The organism is Acidovorax sp. 1608163, assembly GCF_003669015.1.
In the GTDB taxonomy this organism is placed as follows: domain Bacteria; phylum Pseudomonadota; class Gammaproteobacteria; order Burkholderiales; family Burkholderiaceae_C; genus Acidovorax.
The window spans coordinates 1,766,110-1,784,959 of the sequence record NZ_CP033069.1; the positions used below are offsets into that span (position 1 = coordinate 1,766,110).

The 18,850-nt window shown below is 61.5% G+C and carries 16 protein-coding genes, 2 pseudogenes and 1 riboswitch; of the genes and pseudogenes, 14 read left to right on the forward strand and 4 right to left on the reverse strand.

What is annotated here, in order from left to right:
- The first annotated feature begins 48 nt into the window (after nucleotides 1-48).
- The 7 genes from ccoN (at nucleotide 49) to EAG14_RS07985 (ending at nucleotide 5,456) form a co-directional block, all read left to right on the forward strand.
- A complete protein-coding gene (ccoN, locus tag EAG14_RS07955) occupies nucleotides 49-1,488 on the forward strand; it encodes a cytochrome-c oxidase, cbb3-type subunit I (protein WP_099655859.1) in 1,440 nt (479 codons plus the stop codon).
- A gap of 16 nt (nucleotides 1,489-1,504) precedes the next feature.
- Nucleotides 1,505-2,137, forward strand: a complete 633-nt coding sequence (gene ccoO, locus EAG14_RS07960; RefSeq protein WP_099655858.1) for a cytochrome-c oxidase, cbb3-type subunit II — start codon at nucleotides 1,505-1,507, stop codon at nucleotides 2,135-2,137.
- Nucleotides 2,138-2,149: 12 nt separating this feature from the next.
- Complete coding sequence (locus tag EAG14_RS07965; protein WP_099655857.1) at nucleotides 2,150-2,287, forward strand: cbb3-type cytochrome c oxidase subunit 3; 138 nt, start codon at nucleotides 2,150-2,152, stop codon at nucleotides 2,285-2,287.
- A 24-nt stretch (nucleotides 2,288-2,311) separates the two neighbouring features.
- The gene (gene ccoP / locus EAG14_RS07970) at nucleotides 2,312-3,220 is read left to right on the forward strand and encodes a cytochrome-c oxidase, cbb3-type subunit III (protein ID WP_099655856.1); all 909 of its coding nucleotides are present in this window, start codon (nucleotides 2,312-2,314) and stop codon (nucleotides 3,218-3,220) included.
- Between the two features lie 79 nt (nucleotides 3,221-3,299).
- Nucleotides 3,300-4,757 (forward strand): cytochrome c oxidase accessory protein CcoG, encoded by a 1,458-nt coding sequence (gene ccoG, locus EAG14_RS07975; protein ID WP_121728537.1) that lies wholly within the window; start codon nucleotides 3,300-3,302, stop codon nucleotides 4,755-4,757.
- Nucleotides 4,758-4,802: 45 nt separating this feature from the next.
- On the forward strand, nucleotides 4,803-5,084 hold the full coding sequence (locus tag EAG14_RS07980) for a FixH family protein (RefSeq protein WP_099655854.1): 282 nt from the start codon (nucleotides 4,803-4,805) through the stop codon (nucleotides 5,082-5,084).
- Between the two features lie 78 nt (nucleotides 5,085-5,162).
- Nucleotides 5,163-5,456 carry a hypothetical protein gene (locus tag EAG14_RS07985; RefSeq protein ID WP_099655853.1) on the forward strand — a complete coding sequence of 98 codons (294 nt, stop codon included), beginning with the start codon at nucleotides 5,163-5,165 and terminating at the stop codon, nucleotides 5,454-5,456.
- Nucleotides 5,457-5,505: 49 nt separating this feature from the next.
- Here the strand turns inward: EAG14_RS07985 and fnr are convergent, their stop codons facing one another.
- Nucleotides 5,506-6,228 (reverse strand): fumarate/nitrate reduction transcriptional regulator Fnr, encoded by a 723-nt coding sequence (gene fnr, locus EAG14_RS07990; RefSeq protein WP_099655852.1) that lies wholly within the window; start codon nucleotides 6,226-6,228, stop codon nucleotides 5,506-5,508.
- Between the two features lie 189 nt (nucleotides 6,229-6,417).
- Here fnr and hemN point away from each other — a divergent pair.
- The 4 genes and pseudogenes from hemN (at nucleotide 6,418) to EAG14_RS08010 (ending at nucleotide 12,685) form a co-directional block, all read left to right on the forward strand.
- Nucleotides 6,418-7,799, forward strand: a pseudogene (gene hemN / locus EAG14_RS07995) (oxygen-independent coproporphyrinogen III oxidase).
- 8 nt (nucleotides 7,800-7,807) lie between these two features.
- Nucleotides 7,808-8,539, forward strand: coding sequence for a sulfite exporter TauE/SafE family protein (locus EAG14_RS08000; RefSeq protein ID WP_099741460.1), 732 nt, complete (start codon nucleotides 7,808-7,810; stop codon nucleotides 8,537-8,539).
- Nucleotides 8,540-8,958: 419 nt separating this feature from the next.
- On the forward strand, nucleotides 8,959-10,242 hold the full coding sequence (locus EAG14_RS08005) for an HD-GYP domain-containing protein (protein ID WP_240457034.1): 1,284 nt from the start codon (nucleotides 8,959-8,961) through the stop codon (nucleotides 10,240-10,242).
- 32 nt (nucleotides 10,243-10,274) lie between these two features.
- Nucleotides 10,275-12,685 (forward strand): annotated as a pseudogene (locus tag EAG14_RS08010) (putative bifunctional diguanylate cyclase/phosphodiesterase).
- Between the two features lie 51 nt (nucleotides 12,686-12,736).
- Here the strand turns inward: EAG14_RS08010 and EAG14_RS08015 are convergent.
- The 3 genes from EAG14_RS08015 to EAG14_RS08025 form a co-directional block, all read right to left on the reverse strand.
- Nucleotides 12,737-13,552: a sulfite exporter TauE/SafE family protein gene (locus tag EAG14_RS08015; protein ID WP_121728539.1), complete on the reverse strand. Its 816-nt coding sequence runs from the start codon at nucleotides 13,550-13,552 to the stop codon at nucleotides 12,737-12,739.
- 468 nt (nucleotides 13,553-14,020) lie between these two features.
- Nucleotides 14,021-14,371 (reverse strand): cell division protein ZapA, encoded by a 351-nt coding sequence (locus EAG14_RS08020; RefSeq protein WP_099655846.1) that lies wholly within the window; start codon nucleotides 14,369-14,371, stop codon nucleotides 14,021-14,023.
- The gene (locus tag EAG14_RS08025) at nucleotides 14,368-14,607 is read right to left on the reverse strand and encodes a DUF904 domain-containing protein (RefSeq protein ID WP_121728540.1); all 240 of its coding nucleotides are present in this window, start codon (nucleotides 14,605-14,607) and stop codon (nucleotides 14,368-14,370) included. Before EAG14_RS08025 ends, EAG14_RS08020 begins: the two co-directional genes overlap by 4 nt.
- A 48-nt stretch (nucleotides 14,608-14,655) precedes the next feature.
- Nucleotides 14,656-14,895: riboswitch (cobalamin riboswitch) on the forward strand.
- Nucleotides 14,896-14,981: 86 nt separating this feature from the next.
- On the opposite strand from EAG14_RS08025, the gene EAG14_RS08030 reads away from it, so the two are divergent.
- The 3 genes from EAG14_RS08030 to cobU are packed head-to-tail and all read left to right on the forward strand — an operon-like array spanning nucleotide 14,982 to nucleotide 18,849.
- A complete protein-coding gene (locus EAG14_RS08030) occupies nucleotides 14,982-16,862 on the forward strand; it encodes a TonB-dependent receptor domain-containing protein (RefSeq protein WP_121728541.1) in 1,881 nt (626 codons plus the stop codon).
- A 23-nt stretch (nucleotides 16,863-16,885) separates the two neighbouring features.
- Complete coding sequence (locus tag EAG14_RS08035; protein ID WP_121730360.1) at nucleotides 16,886-18,259, forward strand: cobyrinate a,c-diamide synthase; 1,374 nt, start codon at nucleotides 16,886-16,888, stop codon at nucleotides 18,257-18,259.
- Nucleotides 18,260-18,267: 8 nt separating this feature from the next.
- Nucleotides 18,268-18,849 carry a bifunctional adenosylcobinamide kinase/adenosylcobinamide-phosphate guanylyltransferase gene (gene cobU, locus EAG14_RS08040; RefSeq protein WP_121730361.1) on the forward strand — a complete coding sequence of 194 codons (582 nt, stop codon included), beginning with the start codon at nucleotides 18,268-18,270 and terminating at the stop codon, nucleotides 18,847-18,849.
- Nucleotide 18,850 lies beyond the last annotated feature (1 nt).

The following is an 18,850-nucleotide window of genomic DNA, read 5'->3' on the forward strand; positions in this document are numbered from 1 at the left end:
CAATGCCAGTCTGGTTAAAACTTGTATCGCAATACAAAGAGGTGTCCGATGGATTTTCCAAAAACAAATGCTGCGCACTACAACGACACTGTCGTGCGGCAGTTCTCTATCATGGCCGTGGTCTGGGGGGTGGTCGGCATGCTGGTGGGCGTCATCATCGCCGCCCAGCTGGCTTGGCCTGAACTCAACCTCGGTATTCCGTGGCTCAGCTACGGTCGCTTGCGTCCGCTGCACACCAATGCAGTGATCTTCGCGTTTGGCGGCTGCGCGCTGTTTGCCACCAGCTACTACGTGGTGCAGCGCACCAGCCAGGTTCGGTTGTTTGCCCCCGCTCTGGCCTCGTTCACGTTCTGGGGCTGGCAACTGGTCATCCTGGCGGCGGCGATCAGCCTGCCGTTGGGCTACACCTCCGGGAAGGAATATGCAGAACTGGAATGGCCCATTGACATCCTGATCACGCTGGTCTGGGTGTCCTACGCCATCGTGTTCTTCGGCACGGTGGGTACCCGCAAGGTCAAGCACATCTATGTGGCCAACTGGTTCTTTGGTGCTTTCATTCTGGCTGTGGCCTTGCTGCACCTGGTGAACAGTGCTGCGGTGCCTGCGGGCTTCATGAAGAGCTACTCGGCCTACGCTGGTGTGCAAGATGCCATGGTGCAATGGTGGTACGGCCACAATGCGGTGGGCTTCTTCCTGACGGCAGGCTTCCTGGGCATGATGTACTACTTCATCCCCAAGCAAGCAGGTCGCCCTGTGTACTCGTATCGCCTGTCGATCGTGCACTTCTGGGCTCTGATCTTCACTTACATGTGGGCGGGCCCTCACCATCTGCACTACACCGCGCTGCCTGACTGGACGCAATCCGTCGGAATGGTGTTCTCCCTGATCCTGTTGGCCCCCAGCTGGGGCGGCATGATCAACGGCGTGATGACGCTGTCTGGCGCATGGCACAAGCTGCGCGACGATCCTATCTTGCGCTTCCTGATCGTGTCCTTGTCGTTCTACGGCATGTCCACATTCGAAGGCCCGATGATGTCCATCAAGACCGTCAACGCCCTGAGCCACTACACCGACTGGACAGTGGGCCACGTGCACTCGGGTGCCTTGGGCTGGGTGGGTTTGATCTCCATGGGCTCGCTGTACTACCTGGTGCCCCGTCTGTTTGGCCGTGAAAAGATGCACTCCATCAAGGCCATTGAACTGCACTTCTGGATGGCCACCATTGGCATCGTGCTGTACATCGCTGCGATGTGGATTGCCGGTGTGATGCAGGGCCTGATGTGGCGCGCCGTGAATCCTGATGGCACGCTGACCTATACCTTCGTTGAAAGCGTGAAGGCCACTTACCCCTTCTATGTGATCCGTGTAGCCGGTGGTCTGCTGTACCTGGGCGGCATGCTGGTGATGGCCTGGAACGTGTGGGCCACTGCAATCTCTGGCCGTTCGGTCAAGGTGGCGATTCCCGCCGTGAACGCAGCCCACGCTTGAGCCTTAAGGAGCCAATATGTCTCAAAACAATAAGCAAGCTTCTGCCGGTTTCAGCCACGAGAAGATTGAAACCAACAACTTCCTGATGATCGTGCTGATTCTGCTGGTGATCGCCATTGGCGGTCTGGTGGAAATCGTGCCCCTGTTCTTCCAGAAGTCCACCACTGAGGCTGTCAAGGGTGTAGAGCCCTACACCGCTGTGCAGCTCATGGGCCGCGATGTGTACATCCGCGAAGGTTGCTACAACTGCCACTCGCAGATGATCCGCCCCTTCCGTGCAGAAACTCTGCGCTATGGCCACTACTCGGTAGCTGGCGAGTTTGTGTACGACCACCCCTTCCAGTGGGGTAGCAAGCGCACAGGCCCTGATCTGCACCGCGTGGGCGGCAAGTACAGCGATGAATGGCATCGCATCCACTTGAACAACCCGCGTGATGTGGTGCCCGAGTCGAACATGCCTGCCTACCCATGGCTGGAGAAGACCACCATTGATCCCACGGATGTCGCGCCCCGCATGAAGGCCTTGCGCACGGTGGGTGTGCCTTACACCGACGCGCAGATCACTGCCGCTGCGGATGAGGTCAAGGGCAAGACCGAGCTGGATGCGCTGATTGCCTACCTGCAAGTCATGGGCCGCGCGCTCAAGTAAAGGAGAGCAGCAATGGACATCACCACCATGCGCATCGTGGCCACGCTGGCTTCGATGGTCTGCTTCATCGGCATCTGGGTGTGGGCCTACATGGGCCGCAATCGCGCCCAGTTCGACGAGGCCGCTCGCTTGCCGTTTGAGCAAGAATGAACTCCACCAGAATGAGAAAAACCCATGAGTGACTTCACCAGCAATTTCTGGTCGGTCTTTGTGACCGCGCTGACTTTGATCGGCATCTTTGGCTGCGCCTTGCTGCTTTGGATGGCCGGCCGCAAAAAGGTCGTGGCAACGGCCGACAACACCACAGGCCATGTCTGGGACGAAGACCTGGTTGAAATGAACAACCCCCTGCCACGCTGGTGGGTGTGGATGTTCGTTATCACCATCATCTTTGGCTTGGGCTACCTGGCGGCTTACCCAGGCCTGGGCACCTCGGCTGGCAAGCTGGGCTGGACCCAGAAGGGCGAGTACGAGGCTGAAGTGGCAAAGGCCAACAAGGAGCTGGAGCCTCTGTATGCACGCTTTGCCGCCATGACACCTGAAAGCATTGCGGTTGACCCGCAAGCCAAGGCAATTGGTGAGCGCTTGTTCATGAACAACTGCGCGCAATGCCACGGCTCGGATGCCCGCGGCAGCAAGGGTTTCCCGAATCTGGCGGATGGCGACTGGCTGCACGGCGGCACCCCAGACAAGATTCTGGAAACCTTGCAAAAGGGCCGTATTGGCAACATGCCTCCCATGGCTGCAGCAGTGGGCACGCCTGAAGATGTGCGCAACCTGTCGCACTACGTGTTGAGCCTGTCGGGCAGCCCCCATGATTCCTTGCGCGCCTCTTTGGGTAAGTCCAAGTTCACGGCATGTGCCGCCTGCCACGGCATGGACGGCAAAGGCAACCAGGCCCTGGGTGCCCCCAACCTGACCGATGACATCTGGCTGCATGGCTGGGGTGAGGCGGCCATCACTGCCATGATCAACAACGGCAAGGTCAACCAAATGCCTGCACAGGCAGAAAAGTTGACGGAAGCCCAGATCAAGGTGCTGGCCTCGTATGTTTGGGGTTTGTCAAACAACAAGGCTCAGTAAGCTGGGTAGGGGCGGTATCGGGTGATGCCGCCCTTTGTTGTTTGGGTTGAGAAGTTTTGAAGAATTAAAGAGCGCCACCATGAAGCAACCCAGCGAGTCTCCTCGCAAGGTCATTCCCATCGCTCCCGTTGCGGCTGATGCTTCCGATGCCTCCAGCAGCCAGGTTGAGATCGTCTCCCTGTATGAGGCGCAGAAGAAGATTTACCCGCGATCGATCAGCGGCTTGTTTGCCCGGTGGCGCTGGGCCATGGTGTTCCTGACCCAGTTGGTGTTCTATGGCCTGCCCTGGCTGGAGTGGGGGCAGCGCCAAATGGTGCTGTTCGATCTGGGCGCGCGCCGCTTTTACATTTTTGGTCTGGTCCTGTATCCGCAGGATTTCATCTACCTCACGGGGCTGCTGATCATTTCGGCACTGTCTCTGTTCTTGTTCACTGCCGTGGCAGGGCGCTTGTGGTGTGGGTTTGCGTGTCCGCAAACGGTGTACACCGAAATCTTTATGTGGATTGAGCACAAGATCGAAGGTGATCGCAGTGCCCGCTTGCGCCTGGATGGCGGTCCATGGACCTTTGAGAAGGTTCGCAAAAAGTTTTTGAAGCAAGCCATTTGGATTGCAGTAGCCCTGTGGACAGGGTTCACTTTCGTTGGCTACTTTGTGCCGATCCGCGAGCTGGGTGCTGAGCTGATCGCGTTGCAGGGCGGCTGGCAGATTTTCTGGGTGCTGTTTTACGGTTTTGCCACCTATGGCAATGCGGGCTTCATGCGTGAACAAGTGTGCAAGTACATGTGTCCTTATGCACGCTTTCAGAGCGCCATGTTTGACAAGGACACGCTCATCGTCAGCTACGACGTGGCGCGTGGTGAGCCGCGTGGGCCCCGCAGCAAGACCGTGGATCACAAGGCCAAGGGCCTTGGGGATTGCATCGACTGCACGCTGTGTGTACAGGTGTGCCCTGTGGGTATTGATATTCGCAAAGGGCTGCAGTACGAGTGCATTGGGTGCGGGTTGTGCGTGGATGCGTGCAACACCGTCATGGACAAGGTGAAGTACCCCCGTGGCTTGATTCGGTTCACTACCCAGAACGGCGTCGTGAAGCGCTGGTCGCAGTCTCAGATCCTGCGGCGCGTGCTGCGGCCCCGTGTGTTGATTTACAGCGCCGTGCTGGTGGCCTTGTGTGTGGCCATGCTTGCCAGCCTGATGACCAGAACGCCTTTGAAGGTCGACGTTGTGCGGGATCGCGCCGCCTTGTCTCGCATCGTTGCGGGCGGTAAGCTGGAGAACATCTACCGTATCCAGATCATGAATGCGACGGAGTCGCCTCAGCGCTACCACGTAGCAGCCAAGGGGCTGGAAGGCTTGGAGGTTGTATCGGAGTCTGCTGTGGACATTGAGCCTGCGCAGTCACGTTGGGTGGCGGTGCGCTTGCAGGTGCCCTATGGGTCCGCAACGCCGGGTTCGCACCCTGTGACGTTTGAGATTGGGGCGGAAGGTGGTGGCGCCCATGTATCGGAAAAAACGGTCTTTTTGGTTCCTCGGTAAGCAGCCTGTGGTCTCGCTGTCTTACCCGTTTTGATGGAGTTTGCTATGTCTTCGATTTCCTCTTCAGCTCCCGCTCCCGTTCAGGCGGCTCCTTGGTGGAAGTTTGGCCATGTTTGGCTGGTGCTCTCTGGCCCCGCTATCGTCGTGGTAGCGGGCTTCGTTACCTTGTGGATTGCCGTCTCCAGCCCTGACCCCGTTGTGGCTGAAGACTACTACCAGCAAGGCATTGATATCAACAAGAGGCTGGAGAACCCGCAGCCTGGCATGGCGCCTGCGCTCAAGGGCCGCAACCATGCCGTGACACCGCTCAAAGACCAGCCCCGCTAGTTGCGGAGCCTGGGCCTTCATGGCGGTGCGGTAGGCCCAGGCATCGATGCCTTCTCAAAACCATACGGAGACACCACGATGTGGACACAGCGTTTGATGTGGATTGCTTGGCCGGCCTTTTTGGTCGCCGGGGCTTTGGAGGTGTTGGTGTTTGCAATGGTTGACCCCCAAGACCTGCACTGGTTTGGGCAGCCGCTGGCATTGTCTCGGCTGGGGGTGTACACGCTGGCCTTCTTTGCCTTCTGGGTGCTGACCATGGCGTCCGGCGCTTTGACCACGCTGCTGGCCATGTCACCGTTTGAACTCAACCGCTGTCCTGTGCCTGACCAAGATCGACCTGACGATTGCCGCAAGACACCGTCTTGCCCATGAGGCCGGATGGCATGCCTCCGTTAGTCGGCATGCCTCAAGACCCAACCGATCAGTGGCAGGCTTGTTGGTTGTTCACGATGCGGCGTAGCGCGTCGGTGTCCAAAATTCGCACGTGGCGTTGGCGAACTTCGACAGTTCCATCCTCTACGAATTTGGAGAAGGTGCGGCTCACGGTTTCCAATTTGAGGCCCAGGTAGCTGCCAATTTCTTCCCGGGTCATGCGCAGCACCAACTCTGATTGAGAGAAGCCGCGGGCATGCAGGCGCTGTACCAGGTTGAGAAGGAAGGCTGCCAAACGCTCTTCAGCCCGCATGCTGCCCAAAAGGAGCATCACGCCGTGTTCGCGCACGATTTCGCGGCTCATGATTTTGTGCACATGGTGCTGTAGTGCAGTCACTTCGCGTGATAGTTCTTCAATGCGATCAAACGGCATCACACAGACTTCGGCATCTTCCAATGCCACGGCGTCGCAGGTATGGTGATCATTCACAATGCCATCCAGGCCGATGATCTCCCCGGCCATTTGAAAGCCCGTGACTTGATCGCGACCATCTTCAGTGGCTACGCAGGTCTTGAAGAAACCCGTGCGAATGGCGTACAGCGAGGTGAAGGCTTCGCCATTGCGAAAGAGTGTGCCACCGCGCTTGACTTTGCGGCGCACGGCCACCACCTCGTCGATGCGCTGCAGCTGTTCGTCATTGAGGCCAACGGGCATGCAAAGCTCGCGGAGGTTGCAGTTGGAGCAAGCGACTTTGATGGTGAGCGGATTCATGGCACAGAAACCTGGTTGATGTTCGGGCATATCGTGCACGACGAGGGAGGCCGGTATGCCTCGGTCTGCGAGTAGTGGCAGATGATATGCATCAAATTGTCGCTCTTGTGGAGATGACTTCACTTGATGCAGGTCAAGGACGCAAGAGGAGGGGTGCGGCACAGTAAGCTAGTACGCAAGGATATCCCCATGACCGCAGTTACCCCAGAACTCCTGACCCGCTTTGACGTGCCAGGTCCTCGATACACCTCCTACCCCACGGCAGACCGTTTCGTGGAGGCATTTGGCCAAGAGGAATATTCCTTGGCATTGGCGCAGAGGCATCTGGGGACAGGTGCCAAGGCAATGCCATTGTCACTGTACGTGCACATTCCATTTTGCGAGTCGCTATGCTACTACTGCGCTTGCAACAAGATCATCACCAAACACCATGACCGCGCCGATGTCTATTTGCGCTATCTGAGCCGTGAGATTGATCTGCACACGGCCCAGTGTGGTGCAGGGCAGGTGGTCAGTCAGCTGCATTTGGGGGGGGCACGCCGACGTTTCTCTCGGATGAGGGCTTGCGCGAACTCATGTCTATGCTCAAGCGCAGTTTCACGCTGGCGCCTGGAGGGGAGTATTCGATCGAGGTGGACCCGCGGACCGTGGATGCCGAGCGCTTGGCCTTGCTGGCCGAGTTGGGCTTTAACCGGCTGAGCTTTGGTGTGCAAGACTTTGACACTGAGGTACAAAAAGCCGTGCACCGGGTCCAGCCCGCCGAGCAGGTCTTTGCTTTGGTGGAGTCCGCCCGGTCCATTGGGTTTGATTCCATCAATGTGGATTTGATTTACGGCTTGCCACGCCAGACCCCTGAGTCATTTGACCGTACGCTCTCCCAGATCGCTCAACTCCGCCCGGATCGGATTGCTCTGTACGCTTATGCCCATTTGCCAGACCGCTTCAAGCCCCAGCGCCGCATCATCTCCGCTGAACTGCCCACAGGGGGCGCGAAGGTGGCCATGTTGTCGCGTTCGCTCGATGCCTTTTTGGAGGCGGGCTACGTGTACGTTGGCATGGACCATTTTGCGCTGCCCACCGATGCCCTGGCCATCGCCAAGCGGCAAGGGCGCTTGCATCGCAATTTCCAGGGGTACAGCACGCAGCCTGACTGCGACCTGATTGGCTTGGGCGTATCGGCCATTGGGCGCATTGGCGCCACCTATAGCCAAAATGCCAAAACTCTGGATGAGTACTACGACCACCTCGACCAGGGGCGTCTGCCCGTGGTCCGTGGCTTGGCACTGAATCGGGACGATCTGGTGCGCCGTGCTGCCATCATGGCCTTGATGTGCCAAGGCGAGTTGCTTATTGAGCCCATGGAGCAAGCTTGGCTGATTGACTTCCGCCGCTACTTTGCTGCTGAGTTGGATCAGCTCCAGGACATGCAGACCCAAGGCCTGGTAGAGATCGGTGATGAGGGGGTGCGTGTGACGGCCATGGGGTGGTTCTTTGTGCGTGGCATTGCCATGGTGTTTGATCGCTACCTGCAAGCTGATCGCACGCGGGCCAAGTTCTCTCGCATCATCTGACCCTCTATATGACTGGTGCTGTGGCCTGGACGGCGTTGGTGATGGGGCTCCTGGGTGGGACCCACTGCGTTGCCATGTGTTCGGCGCCTTGCGGTGCGGTGGTGGGGGCGGGCGCTTCAGCGGCAGAAACTCGTCCTGCAGAGCAGCCTGTGCACTGGATGCCGCGCAGCGCAGCACCTTCTTTTCTGCGCCAGTTGGCCTTTCACAGTGGCCGTGTGCTGGGCTATTCGCTGCTGGGGGCCTTGTCGGCCTGGGCGATGGAGAGCCTGGCCTGGGTCACCCAGCAATCCATGGCGCTGCGGCCCGTGTGGACGCTCATGCACGTTGCTGTGCTGGGTTGGGGGCTGATGATGATGGTTCAGCTGCGCCAGCCTGCCTGGGTGGAGCAGGCCGGTCGCTCGGTGTGGGCGCGTGTCAGTCCCTTGGTGGGCACCCCTGCCGGGGTGGCGTCGGCTGGGGTGTTGTGGGCTCTGATGCCCTGTGGGCTGCTTTACTCTGCGCTGTTGGTGGCAGCACTCAGTGGCGGCCCTGTGCAAGGGGCATTGTCGATGGCGCTCTTCGCCGTGGGCAGCGGCCTGTGGTTGGTCGGTGGCCCGCTGGCATGGCATTGGGGGCGCAAGCACCTCCAAGCGTTGCAGGGTGATTGGGGGGCTCGTATCAGTGGCGCCCTATTGTGCGGCGTTGCGGTGTGGGCGCTGTGGATGGACTTGGTGTACAAGCCTTCACTGTGGTGCCGTTGAGCCAGGCGCTTGGCCTTGCTTGCTAAGAACCTGTTCAAAGAGTCTGCCGACTGCTTTGGCTTGCATGGCCCGCGATCAGTCGGTCGCTTTTTGACAATTTCACCACACTCTGCCAGCTTTTACATCTTGCTGGAGTTGCCGATCCACCTTTGCTAGGCAGCCATTTTTCTGCGTCTGGCGAGCGGTGCGCTGAGAGGGCCCCCGCTGGGCACATGGTTTTGCGGCTTTCGCGTCTGATTTCGACCTCTTTTCCAGAAAAGCACTGCTGGAAATAGGGGGTAAACGCCTTGCTCAGGCGGCCATCAGAACTGGTGATAATGGGCTTAACAATTGTCGCGGCATTGTTACATTTCCCCACTGTCACCTATTGCGCTGTGAATACCTCAGTTCTTATCGATATCAGCCAGTTGCGAATTGGCATGTATATCCAGCTGGATTTGAGTTGGATGCAGCATCCGTTTCCCGTCAGCAATTTCAGGGTGGGTTCCGCGGAGCAGATCGCAACCCTGCGCGAGTTGGGACTCACCCAAATCAAGGTGCTGCCCAAGAAAAGCGATCCAGAGTTTCGCCATGGCGTGATTCCGCCAGAACCCGAAACCCCGTCAGCATGCCCAGAGCCCGCATCGCCGGAGCCCGTTGTTGCCGATCAACCCTCTGCCTCATTGACCGCCGGGGCCGAGAATGCCCTGGCGTTGCGGCGCAGGCTGCTGCTGGCAGCCCAAAATGCTTCTTTGTTGGCCTGCGATCAGCGCTTTCGCTTGGCCACTCGCCAGTACATGGCGATGGAGAAACTGGTCAGTGACCAGCCCCAGGCTGCGCAAGCTGAGGGGGTATCGCTGGTTTCAGAGTGTGTGGATGAGTTGCTCGAAAGCAGCGACTCGGTCATTCGCCTGCTCTCAGAAGGCGTTGGCGAGCCCGGCGCACTGCATCCCGTGAATGTCATGGTGCTCAGCCTTTTGCTGGGCAAAGCGCTGGGCATGAAAAGCGCCGAGTTGCATGACCTGGGTGTCGCCGCGTTGCTGCACGACATCGGAAAAATGGGCATGCCGCTGCAGCTGGCCCATGTCTCTTCTTCCATGACCCTCGCTGAACGCTCGCGCTACGAGGGCCATGTGGCCGCCTCGGTAGCGTTGGCCACGCGCATGGGTTGGGGCAAACCGGTGCTGGCCACCATCGCGCAGCACCATGAAATGGTCGATGGCTCGGGTTTTCCTTTGCGTCGCGGCGCGGCAGAGTTGAGTCGATCCAGCCAGGTGGTGGCGCTGGTCAATCACTATGACCGCATGTGCAGCCCCATCGGAGGAGGGGGCCTTACGCCCCACGAAACCTTGTCTGTGATCTTTGCACAGCACAAGGCGCGGTTTGATTCGGTGGTGCTGGGTGCCTTCATCCGCATGATGGGGGTGTACCCCCCAGGCTCCATCGTCCAGTTGGTCAACGACCGTTATGCCATCGTGGCATCGGTCAACTCTTCGCGGCCCCTGCGTCCTCGGGTGATCGTGCACGACTCGCGCATTCCCAAGGACGAAGCCCCGATCCTGGATTTGGAGACGGTGCCAGAACTGGGCATCCGGCGCAGCCTGAAACCTTCGCAGTTGCCTCGCGATGCGCTGGACTACCTCTCCCCGCGCAAGCGCATCTGCTACTTTTTTGAGCGTGCAGTCAGCCCAGACTCCGTCGAAGCAGAGGTTCAGGCGTTGTGACATACCCACTGCCGCAGCCTTGGCTGGATGCGATGCTGGAGGCTGTCTGCCTGGTGGATGAGAAGTCTCTGGCAGTTCTGGCAGCCAATGGGGCCGCAGCCAAGCTGTTGGGGCGTACCGTTCAGGAGCTGGTGGGGCAATCTGTGCTGGGTTTCGTTGCCACCCCGCAAGACCATGTGTTTTGGGTACAGCCTGTGGATGCCATCGCGGACGGCATCCACTCTGAAACCAGTGTGCTGCATGCCAATGGCGCGCTGATTGCGGTGGAGCGGCAGTTGCGCCGCGTGCCATTGCCGGGGGGCGGCACGGCATTCTTGTTGGCGATGATGGACCGCAGCCAACAGCAAGCGACCGAGTTGGAGCTGGAGACTTTGCTGTCGGAGTTGAGGGCGACGCTGGACTCTGCGGCAGACGGGATGCTGGTATGTGCCATGGATGGCAGCATTCGGGCTTTCAACCAGCGTTTGGTCAAGCTGTGGCACATCTCGCCAGACATGTTGACCCGCCGTGATGACCCGGCCGTTTTTGCCCACATGGCAGATCAGGTGCGCGACCCGCAGGGCTACTCTGAGCGGATGGCGGCCATCATGGCCGACCCGATGCAAGAAAGCACCGATATTCTGGAGCTGAGCGCTGGCACGGTACTGGAGCGCCGGTCTGTCCCGCAGCTCAGCCGTGGCTTGCCTGTTGGGCGGGTCTATTCATTCCGTGACATCACGCGCCAGACAGAAGCCCAAGCCAGTCTTCGGTTGGCAGCCAGGGTGTTCGAGTCGAGTCTGGACGCTATCTTCATTGCCGATCGCCAGCATCGGATCTTGCGGATGAACCCGGGTTGCGAAAAACTCATGGGCTCTGCCGCCCCCTTTTATGAGGGGCAGTTGGCCGCCTCGCTGTTCAGGCCTCTGGAGGATGCACTGCTGATGGAGCGGGTGGGCGAGGGCTGGAAGACGTCGGGGTTTTGGGAGGGGGAGCTGTGGATGCCGCGCCAGATGGGGAGCGACTGCGCTGTGCAGTTGTCCTGGGTGGCCCTGCACGACGAGAGCGGGCAAGTCATGCAGAGCATTGGCTTCATGCGCGATCTCACGGTGCAGCACGCCGCACAGAAACGCATTGAGGAACTTGCCTACAGCGATGTGTTGACGGGGTTGCCCAACCGCTTGTTGCTGGCGCAGCGCGCGGAGGCGGCCATTGCCGCGGCACAGCAACAAGGCGGCAGTTTTGCCATCTTGTTTTTGGACCTGGACCGCTTCAAGATCATCAATGACTCGCTCGGGCACCCGTTTGGCGATCGGGTCCTGCAGTTGGTGGCCGAACGTTTGCAAACCTGCCTTCGGCAAACAGACATGCTGTGCCGACTGGGGGGGGACGAGTTTGTCATCTACCTGCATAGCGGCGATGCCACCGTTGCAGAAGCGGTGTCGCGCCGCATTCTGGACGAGATGCTGCGCCCCTTTGGGCTGGATGGCATGGGGTTTTCTATCCAGTGCAGCATTGGCATTGCGTTGTTCCCGCACGATGGGCTTTCGCTGGACGACCTCATCAAGCAGGCCGACACGGCGATGTACCGCGTCAAGGAACGTGGCCGGGGCAGCTACGGCTTTTACCAGCCGCAGATGAATGCCAACCTGCTCTCCCGCATGAAGCTGGAGCATGCCATGCGCCAGGCCTTGGGCCTGAACCACATGTCGGTGCACTACCAGCCGCAGGTCAGCCTAACCACGGGGAGCATCACGGGAGCCGAGGCGCTGATCCGTTGGACGGATCCAGAAATGGGTCCTGTGTCACCGGGGGCGTTCATTCCGCTGGCCGAAGAGTCTGGCTATATCGTCACGCTGGGGCCTGGGTGATGGAGCAGGCGATACGGGAGGCTGCGGGCTGGATGCAGTCCGGAAACCCCATTGTTGTCTCGGTGAATGTGTCGGCATTGGAGTTTCTGCAGCCCGATTTCGTGAGCCGACTGGTCTCTTTGCTGGCCGCCCACGGATTGCCACCGACCTTGCTGGAGCTGGAGCTGACGGAGAGCATTTTGCTGCAGGACGCGCAGGAGATGGCGCAGCGCCTGGGGGTGCTTGCCAAGCTGGGGGTCAGTCTGGCCATCGATGACTTTGGGACGGGCTACTCCAGCCTGGGCTATCTGAAGAAACTCCCCATCCACAAGCTCAAGGTGGACCAGTCTTTTGTGCGCGGCTTGCCCGACGATGATGGTGACCATGCCATCGTGAGTGCCGTGATCAGCATGGGACACGCGTTGCGCATCGCTGTGGTGGCCGAAGGTGTTGAGACCGTGGCCCAGAAAGCCATGTTGCAGCAAATGCAGTGTGACCACTTCCAGGGATTCCTGTGCGCGCCAGGGTTGCCTGCGCAAGACTTTCGCCTGCTGCTGGCCGACCCCGGCAAGGTGGCGCAGCGCATGCAAGAGCAGGGCGTTGCGGCAGCGGCCTGATGCTTGTTGGGCGGCGTTGCAGTTGCCCACAACGCGGTGCCCTGGCGCGGTTCAAGACGCCAGCACACCTTTCCAGAACATATAGGCCGCCAGTGCAAAAAGCAGACTGGCAAACACGCGCTTGAGCTTTTTCACGGGCAAGTTGTGGGCTGCTTTCGCGCCCAATGGGGCGGTCAGCACGCTGCAGGTGGCAATCACGCCCAGTGCTGGCAGCCACACATAGCCCAGCGAGCCTGCAGGTAAATCGGCCACTGACTGGCCGCCCAGCACATAGCCAATCACGTTGGCCAAGGCAATCGGAAAGCCCAGCGCAGCGCTGGTGGCCACCGCATTGTGGATGGGCACGTTGCACCAGGTCATGAACGGCACACTGACAAAGCCGCCGCCCGCGCCAACCAAGCCTGACAAAAATCCAATCACCCCGCCTGCACCCATCTGGCCCGCCGTGCCAGGCATTTGCCGTGTGGGGGCAGGTTTCTTGTCCAGAAACATCTGCGTGGCAGAAAAGCTGACGAACAGGCCAAAGAAGATGGCCAGAAAAGAGCCTTTGAGCAGAGCAAAGACCCCCAGGCTGGCGACCAAACTGCCCAGCACAATGCCAGGGGCTAGATTGGTCACGATGTCCCAGCGCACGGCTGCGCGCTTGTGGTGCGCACGCACGCTGGAAATAGAGGTAAACACAATGGTGGCCATCGATGTGGCAATGGCCATCTTCACGGCCAAATCTGGGCCCACCTGCTTGGTGCCCAGGATGTAGGTCAGAAATGGCACTAGCAGCATGCCGCCGCCAATGCCCAGCAGCCCGGCCAGAAAGCCGGTGCACAAACCCAGAACGCCCAACTCAACAATCAGCAGAGGATCCAGCATAAGGGAGGGGTACCGTAAGTGTTGGAGTGGGGCCCGAGCTGCTGCTCGGCAGCGCTTCGCACCGAGAGGGCCAAGCGTAAGAAGAAGGTGTCTGCGAATGCCACCGGACCGGCATCCTGAACCGGGGGTTCAGGGGGGCGAGGGCAGCCTGACGTTGGGTTCATCTGACGCGAGACGATCACGCTCACCAGGCAATTACCAAGCCCGAGCTCAGGGAGCATTGGTTCAAGGAAATATAAAGCCCGACAGCACCGCAGACCTCGCCATTGTAGGCCTTTGGCCTGGAGGTTGCAGGCAAAGCGGTGATGTATTTGGGGAGGGTTTGCCACGCTTGGGTCAAACGCGGTGGCCGATGTGCGCGCTCTCTGGGCTGGCGGCTACGGGGCCCGCCATCTGGCCCGTGCAAATATGCCTAAAAGCCGAAACACACCGTGGGCAGTCTGCCCGGGGTGGCCGCAGCCAGCACCGTCAAAGCAGCTGGCCGTCTTGCTCCAGCGCCTGGTCCAGGCGGCCCAGCAAGCTTTGCAGGCGCTGGTTTTCTTCATCGCTGGGGGCTGAGGCCGCCAGGGTGGGGGCAGGGGTGTGCACTGGCTGTGCTGCTGCCTTGGCCGCCGCTGCATCGCGGTCGGCGATTTCAAAAGCGAGGTTCAGCGCAGCCAGCACGGCGATGCGCTCGCGGGCGCGGACTTTGCCGGCATCGCGGATGCGGGTCATGGCGGTGTCGACCCGCTCCACGGCATCCAACAGGCGCGATTCTTGCCCCTCGGGGCAGGCCAGCAGGTAACTTTGCTGCAGGATCTGCACCTCGATTTGCTTCATTCGATTTCCTTGGTGGGGGCGGGGGCGACGGGCGCGGTGTTGGAAGGCAGGCGCTCCAGCAAGGCGTCGATTCTGCCGCGCGCTGCGTTCAGGCGGGATTTGAGTGAATCGCGCTCCTGGGTCAGGGCGCTGACTTGATCGGCCAGCAAGGCATTGGTGCGTTGCAACTCGGCGTGGCGTACCAAAAGGCGCTCAACACGCTCGGCGATCTGATCGGTGGTGGAGGGTTCTGCCATACAGCTCTCGATTGTAGGGTCGTCTGTTCCAGGCGGGGGATGCAGAGGCCCTAAAATCCGCGAGTTGGTGCTCGCTGCTTGGTTCACAGGCTGCAGTTCAACGGGAAGCAGGAAGGCGACCACCACGGTGGCATGCCCGGCCTGCGCTGCCCCCGCAACGGTCAGCGGACGGATCGCTTGATCCTCTCTCCATTCACACACGCCACTGGGGGCCTTGAACAAGCCCCTGGGAAGGCCTTGGAGAGTGTTCCGCCAGCCCGGATACCGGCCAACACGGTGGTTGTGCGCGACCCATGGTGTCGCTGCGCAGCCGTATCACCCACACGCTGGCGGGGAGGCCGGCACGGGTTGTTTGTTGATTGAGTTCCCCCACGATGAAGTACCCCACCCCCCACGCCCGCAAGCAGGCGCTGTTGTCGCTGCGCCCTGGCCTGATGGCCCTGGCCGCCACTGGGCTTTGCACCTTGTCGGTGCCTGCCCATGCCCAAACCACAGGTACCACGGTGCTGGCGCAAAACCTGCGCGCACCTTCTTTGTCTGAAACCGTAGTGGCCGCCACGCGCACTGAGCAGCCACTGTCCGATTTGGTGGCCGATGTCTCCATCGTGGACCGCGACAGCATTGAGCGCAGTGGCGCCACCGGCCTGGGCGATTTGCTGGCCCGCCTGCCAGGGGTGGAAATGTCGCGCAATGGCGGCCCGGGCACGCAGACCAGCCTGTTTCTGCGCGGTGCCGAATCACGTTTTACCGCGGTGTACATCGACGGGGTGCGCATGGATTCCCAGGCCACCGGTGGCGCCGCGTGGGAGGCCATTCCGCTCGGGCTCATTGACCGCATCGAAGTGCTGCGTGGCCCTGCGGGCGCGGTGTATGGCTCTGACGCCCTGGGCGGTGTGATCCAGATCTTTACCAAGCGCGGTGAAAAGGGCTTCGCGCCGTTCGTTTCTGTGGGCGTGGGCAACCGGGGCACCACCAAGCTCGAAGCCGGTGTGAGCGGCGCCAGTGGCACGGTCGATTACGCCCTGGGCCTGCTGCGCGATGAGAGCGACGGTTTCAACGCCCGCCCCATTGCCGGCCAGAACCCTGACAAGGATGGCTACCGCAATACCGCTGGCAATGCCCGCGTGGGCGTGCAGCTCAATGCAGTGCACCGCCTGGAAGGCACGCTGATGGCGGGCGACACCAACAGCGGCTACGACAGCGGCCTTGGCAATGACGACCGCAACCTGCACACCATGCACGCGCTGGGGCTGAACTGGCAGGCGCAGTGGAGCAGCGCTTACAAGACCAAGTTCAGCGTGACCGATTCGCGCGACGAATACGAAACCAAGCCCTCGGTGTACCTGTCGGACACGCGCCTGCGCGGCTACCTGTTCCAGAACGAATGGCGCCAGGGCGCCCACCAGCTCACGGCCGCGCTGGAGCGCCGTGAAGACCACCTGGAGAACAACCCCATCGACCGCGATCGCTCGCAAAACGGGGTGGCACTGGGCTATGGCTACAACGCGGGCGGGCACACGGTGCAGGTCAACGTGCGCCACGACGAGGACAGCGAGTTTGGTGGCAAGGGCACGGGCAGCGTGGCCTATGGTTACGCCATCACGCCGCAGTGGCGCGCCACGGCATCGGTGGGCACCGCTTTCCGCGCACCCACGCTGTACCAGCGCTTCAGCCAGTACGGTGTTGCCTCGCTGCGCCCTGAAACCGCGCGCAACGCCGAGCTCGGCCTGCGCTATGCCCAGGGCAGCAGCACCTTCTCGGCCGTGGCGTTTCGCAACCGGGTAAGTGACCTGATTTCGTTTGCAGGTACAGGGCCTTGCGCCTCCACGTTTGGCTGCTACGCCAACACCGCCCGTGCCGAATACAAGGGCGTGACGCTGGCCGCATCGCACCGCGTGGGCCCCGTGCAATTGCGCGGCTCGCTCGACCTGCAGCGCCCGCGTGACCTGGACACCGGCAAGCAACTGGCCCGCCGCGCCAAGCACCACGGCACCTTCGGGGCCGATACCGTGGTGGCTGGGTGGACGCTAGGGGCAGAAGTGCAGGCCTCGGGCCGCCGCTACGACACCATTGCCAACACCAACGTGCTGGGCGGCTACACCCTCGTCAACCTGTACGCCAGCACTCGCATTGCGCGCGACTACACCCTGCTGGCCCGCGTGGACAACGTGGCCGACAAGGACTATCAGTTGGCTCGCACCTACGCCACCCCAGGCCGCACGCTGTTTGTGGGCCTGAAGTGGGCACCGCAGTGACCCCATCGGCCCCCTTGCAGGCCATGGCGCAAGCCGCTGCCCGCTGCCCCGCCTTGTTGATTGCCGCCCCGGCCTCGGGGCAGGGCAAGACCACGGCGGTGGCGGCGCTGGCGCGGCTGCACACGCGCCGGGGCTTGCGCGTGCAGGTGTTCAAGTGCGGGCCGGATTTTCTGGACCCGCATTGGCACCAGCTCGCCAGCGGCCAGCCGGTGCACCAGCTGGACCTGTGGATGAACGGCGAGGTCGATTGCCGCCAGCGCCTGCATGCAGCGGCGCAAAGCAACGACCTCATCCTCATCGAGGGCGTGATGGGCCTGTTCGACGGCACACCCAGCGCGGCCGATCTGGCCCAGCGCTTTGGCGTGCCCGTGATGGCCGTGGTCGATGCATCGGCCATGGCGGGCACCTTTGGCGCGCTGGCCTTTGGCCTGCAACATTACCGCGCAGACATGCCCTGGGCCGGCGTGCTGGCCAACCGCGTGGGCAGCGAGCGGCATGCGCAGATGCTGCGCGATGGCCTGCGTGACAGCGCCGACTGGATGGGCGCGTTGATGCGCGTGAGCCATGGCGAAGAGCCTGCTGGCGCCGGCAAAAAAGGCGCGGCCTTGCTGCCTGAGCGCCACCTGGGCCTGGTGGCTGCGCACGAGCTGGCCGACAGCGCCCAGCGCCTGGACGCTGCGGCCGACGCACTGGCCGCCACCCCGCTGGGCCAGATGGCCGCGCAAGACTTGCAGCGCTGGGCGGTGGATTTCCCCGCACCGGACGACATCCGGCCTGTGCCGCCCTTGCTGGCGGGCCGCACCGTGGCCGTGGGGCGCGATGCCGCGTTTTGCTTTACCTACGCCGCCAACCTGCAAACGCTGGAGCAACTGGGCGCGCGCGTGGTGTTTTTCTCGCCATTGGATGACGCTGCATTGCCCCCATGCGACGCCGTATGGCTGCCCGGTGGCTACCCCGAGCTGCACACCGACCGCATCGCCGCCAACACCGGCATGAAGGCCAGCCTGATGGCCCATGTGCTGCAGCGCAAGCCCCTGTGGGCCGAGTGCGGCGGCATGATGGCGCTGTTTGAATCCATCACCCACACCGACGGAAGCACGCACCCCGCTTGGGGCCTGCTGCCCGGACATGTCCGCATGCAAAAGCGCCTGGCCGCGTTGGGCCCGCAGCAACTGGTGGTGGATGGGCGCACGCTGCGTGGGCACACCTTCCACTACTCCACCGCGCAAAGCGATGCACCGGTGGTGTCGCGCACCTCGCGGCCCGATGAGCCGGTGGCGGCCGATGCGGGCGAGGCGCTGTACCGCCTGGGCAGCATCCACGCCAGCTACTTCCACGCGTGGTTCCCATCCAGCCCCGTGGCCGTGGCGCACCTGCTGGGTGGAGTGACTGCGTGAGCCAAACCATGCCAAAAAGCCGCTCCGAGCTGATCCTCGGCGGTCAGAAAAGCGGCAAGTCCCGCCGGGCCGAGCTGCTGGCGCGCGACTGGCTGGCCCAGTCGCCCGCACACAACGCCGTGCTGATCGCCACCGCCCAGCCGTGGGACGGTGAGATGCGCGAGCGCATTGCCCGCCACCAGCGCGACCGGGCCGAGCGCGTGCCCGGCCTGCAAACGCTGGAAGAACCCCGCGACCTGGCAGCCGCCCTGGCAAAGCACAGCACCGCGCACACGCTGGTGGTGGTGGACTGCCTCACGCTGTGGCTGACCAACTGGCTCATGCCCGCTGGGGACGAAGCTCTGGATTTGAAACAAAAACAGGCTCTGGCGCTTGACTGGAAAGCGCAAGCAGCTCATTTTTTGATAGCAATTGAAAAAGCCCCCGGCCCCGTGGTGCTGGTGGGCAATGAGATCGGCCTGGGCGTGATCCCCATGGGCCGCGAAGTACGGGCCTTTGTGGATGCGCTGGGCGTGCTCAACCAGCAAGTAGCGCAGGTGTGCGAACGCGTCACGCTGATGGCGGCAGGCTTGCCGCTGAAACTGAAATGAA

What these genes read in the sequence shown, in the direction of transcription:
- ccoO (WP_099655858.1), top strand. Translation starts at nt 1,505, where the DNA reads ATGTCTCAAAACAATAAGCAAGCTTCTGCCGGTTTCAGCCACGAGAAG.
- EAG14_RS08020 (WP_099655846.1), bottom strand. Translation starts at nt 14,371, where the DNA reads ATGAAGCAAATCGAGGTGCAGATCCTGCAGCAAAGTTACCTGCTGGCC.
- EAG14_RS08025 (WP_121728540.1), bottom strand. Translation starts at nt 14,607, where the DNA reads ATGGCAGAACCCTCCACCACCGATCAGATCGCCGAGCGTGTTGAGCGC.
- ccoG (WP_121728537.1), top strand. Translation starts at nt 3,300, where the DNA reads ATGAAGCAACCCAGCGAGTCTCCTCGCAAGGTCATTCCCATCGCTCCC.
- ccoP (WP_099655856.1), top strand. Translation starts at nt 2,312, where the DNA reads ATGAGTGACTTCACCAGCAATTTCTGGTCGGTCTTTGTGACCGCGCTG.
- EAG14_RS07980 (WP_099655854.1), top strand. Translation starts at nt 4,803, where the DNA reads ATGTCTTCGATTTCCTCTTCAGCTCCCGCTCCCGTTCAGGCGGCTCCT.
- fnr (WP_099655852.1), bottom strand. Translation starts at nt 6,228, where the DNA reads ATGAATCCGCTCACCATCAAAGTCGCTTGCTCCAACTGCAACCTCCGC.
- EAG14_RS08035 (WP_121730360.1), top strand. Translation starts at nt 16,886, where the DNA reads ATGGCGCAAGCCGCTGCCCGCTGCCCCGCCTTGTTGATTGCCGCCCCG.
- EAG14_RS07965 (WP_099655857.1), top strand. Translation starts at nt 2,150, where the DNA reads ATGGACATCACCACCATGCGCATCGTGGCCACGCTGGCTTCGATGGTC.
- EAG14_RS07985 (WP_099655853.1), top strand. Translation starts at nt 5,163, where the DNA reads ATGTGGACACAGCGTTTGATGTGGATTGCTTGGCCGGCCTTTTTGGTC.
- ccoN (WP_099655859.1), top strand. Translation starts at nt 49, where the DNA reads ATGGATTTTCCAAAAACAAATGCTGCGCACTACAACGACACTGTCGTG.
- EAG14_RS08000 (WP_099741460.1), top strand. Translation starts at nt 7,808, where the DNA reads ATGACTGGTGCTGTGGCCTGGACGGCGTTGGTGATGGGGCTCCTGGGT.
- EAG14_RS08030 (WP_121728541.1), top strand. Translation starts at nt 14,982, where the DNA reads ATGAAGTACCCCACCCCCCACGCCCGCAAGCAGGCGCTGTTGTCGCTG.
- cobU (WP_121730361.1), top strand. Translation starts at nt 18,268, where the DNA reads ATGCCAAAAAGCCGCTCCGAGCTGATCCTCGGCGGTCAGAAAAGCGGC.
- EAG14_RS08015 (WP_121728539.1), bottom strand. Translation starts at nt 13,552, where the DNA reads ATGCTGGATCCTCTGCTGATTGTTGAGTTGGGCGTTCTGGGTTTGTGC.
- EAG14_RS08005 (WP_240457034.1), top strand. Translation starts at nt 8,959, where the DNA reads ATGTATATCCAGCTGGATTTGAGTTGGATGCAGCATCCGTTTCCCGTC.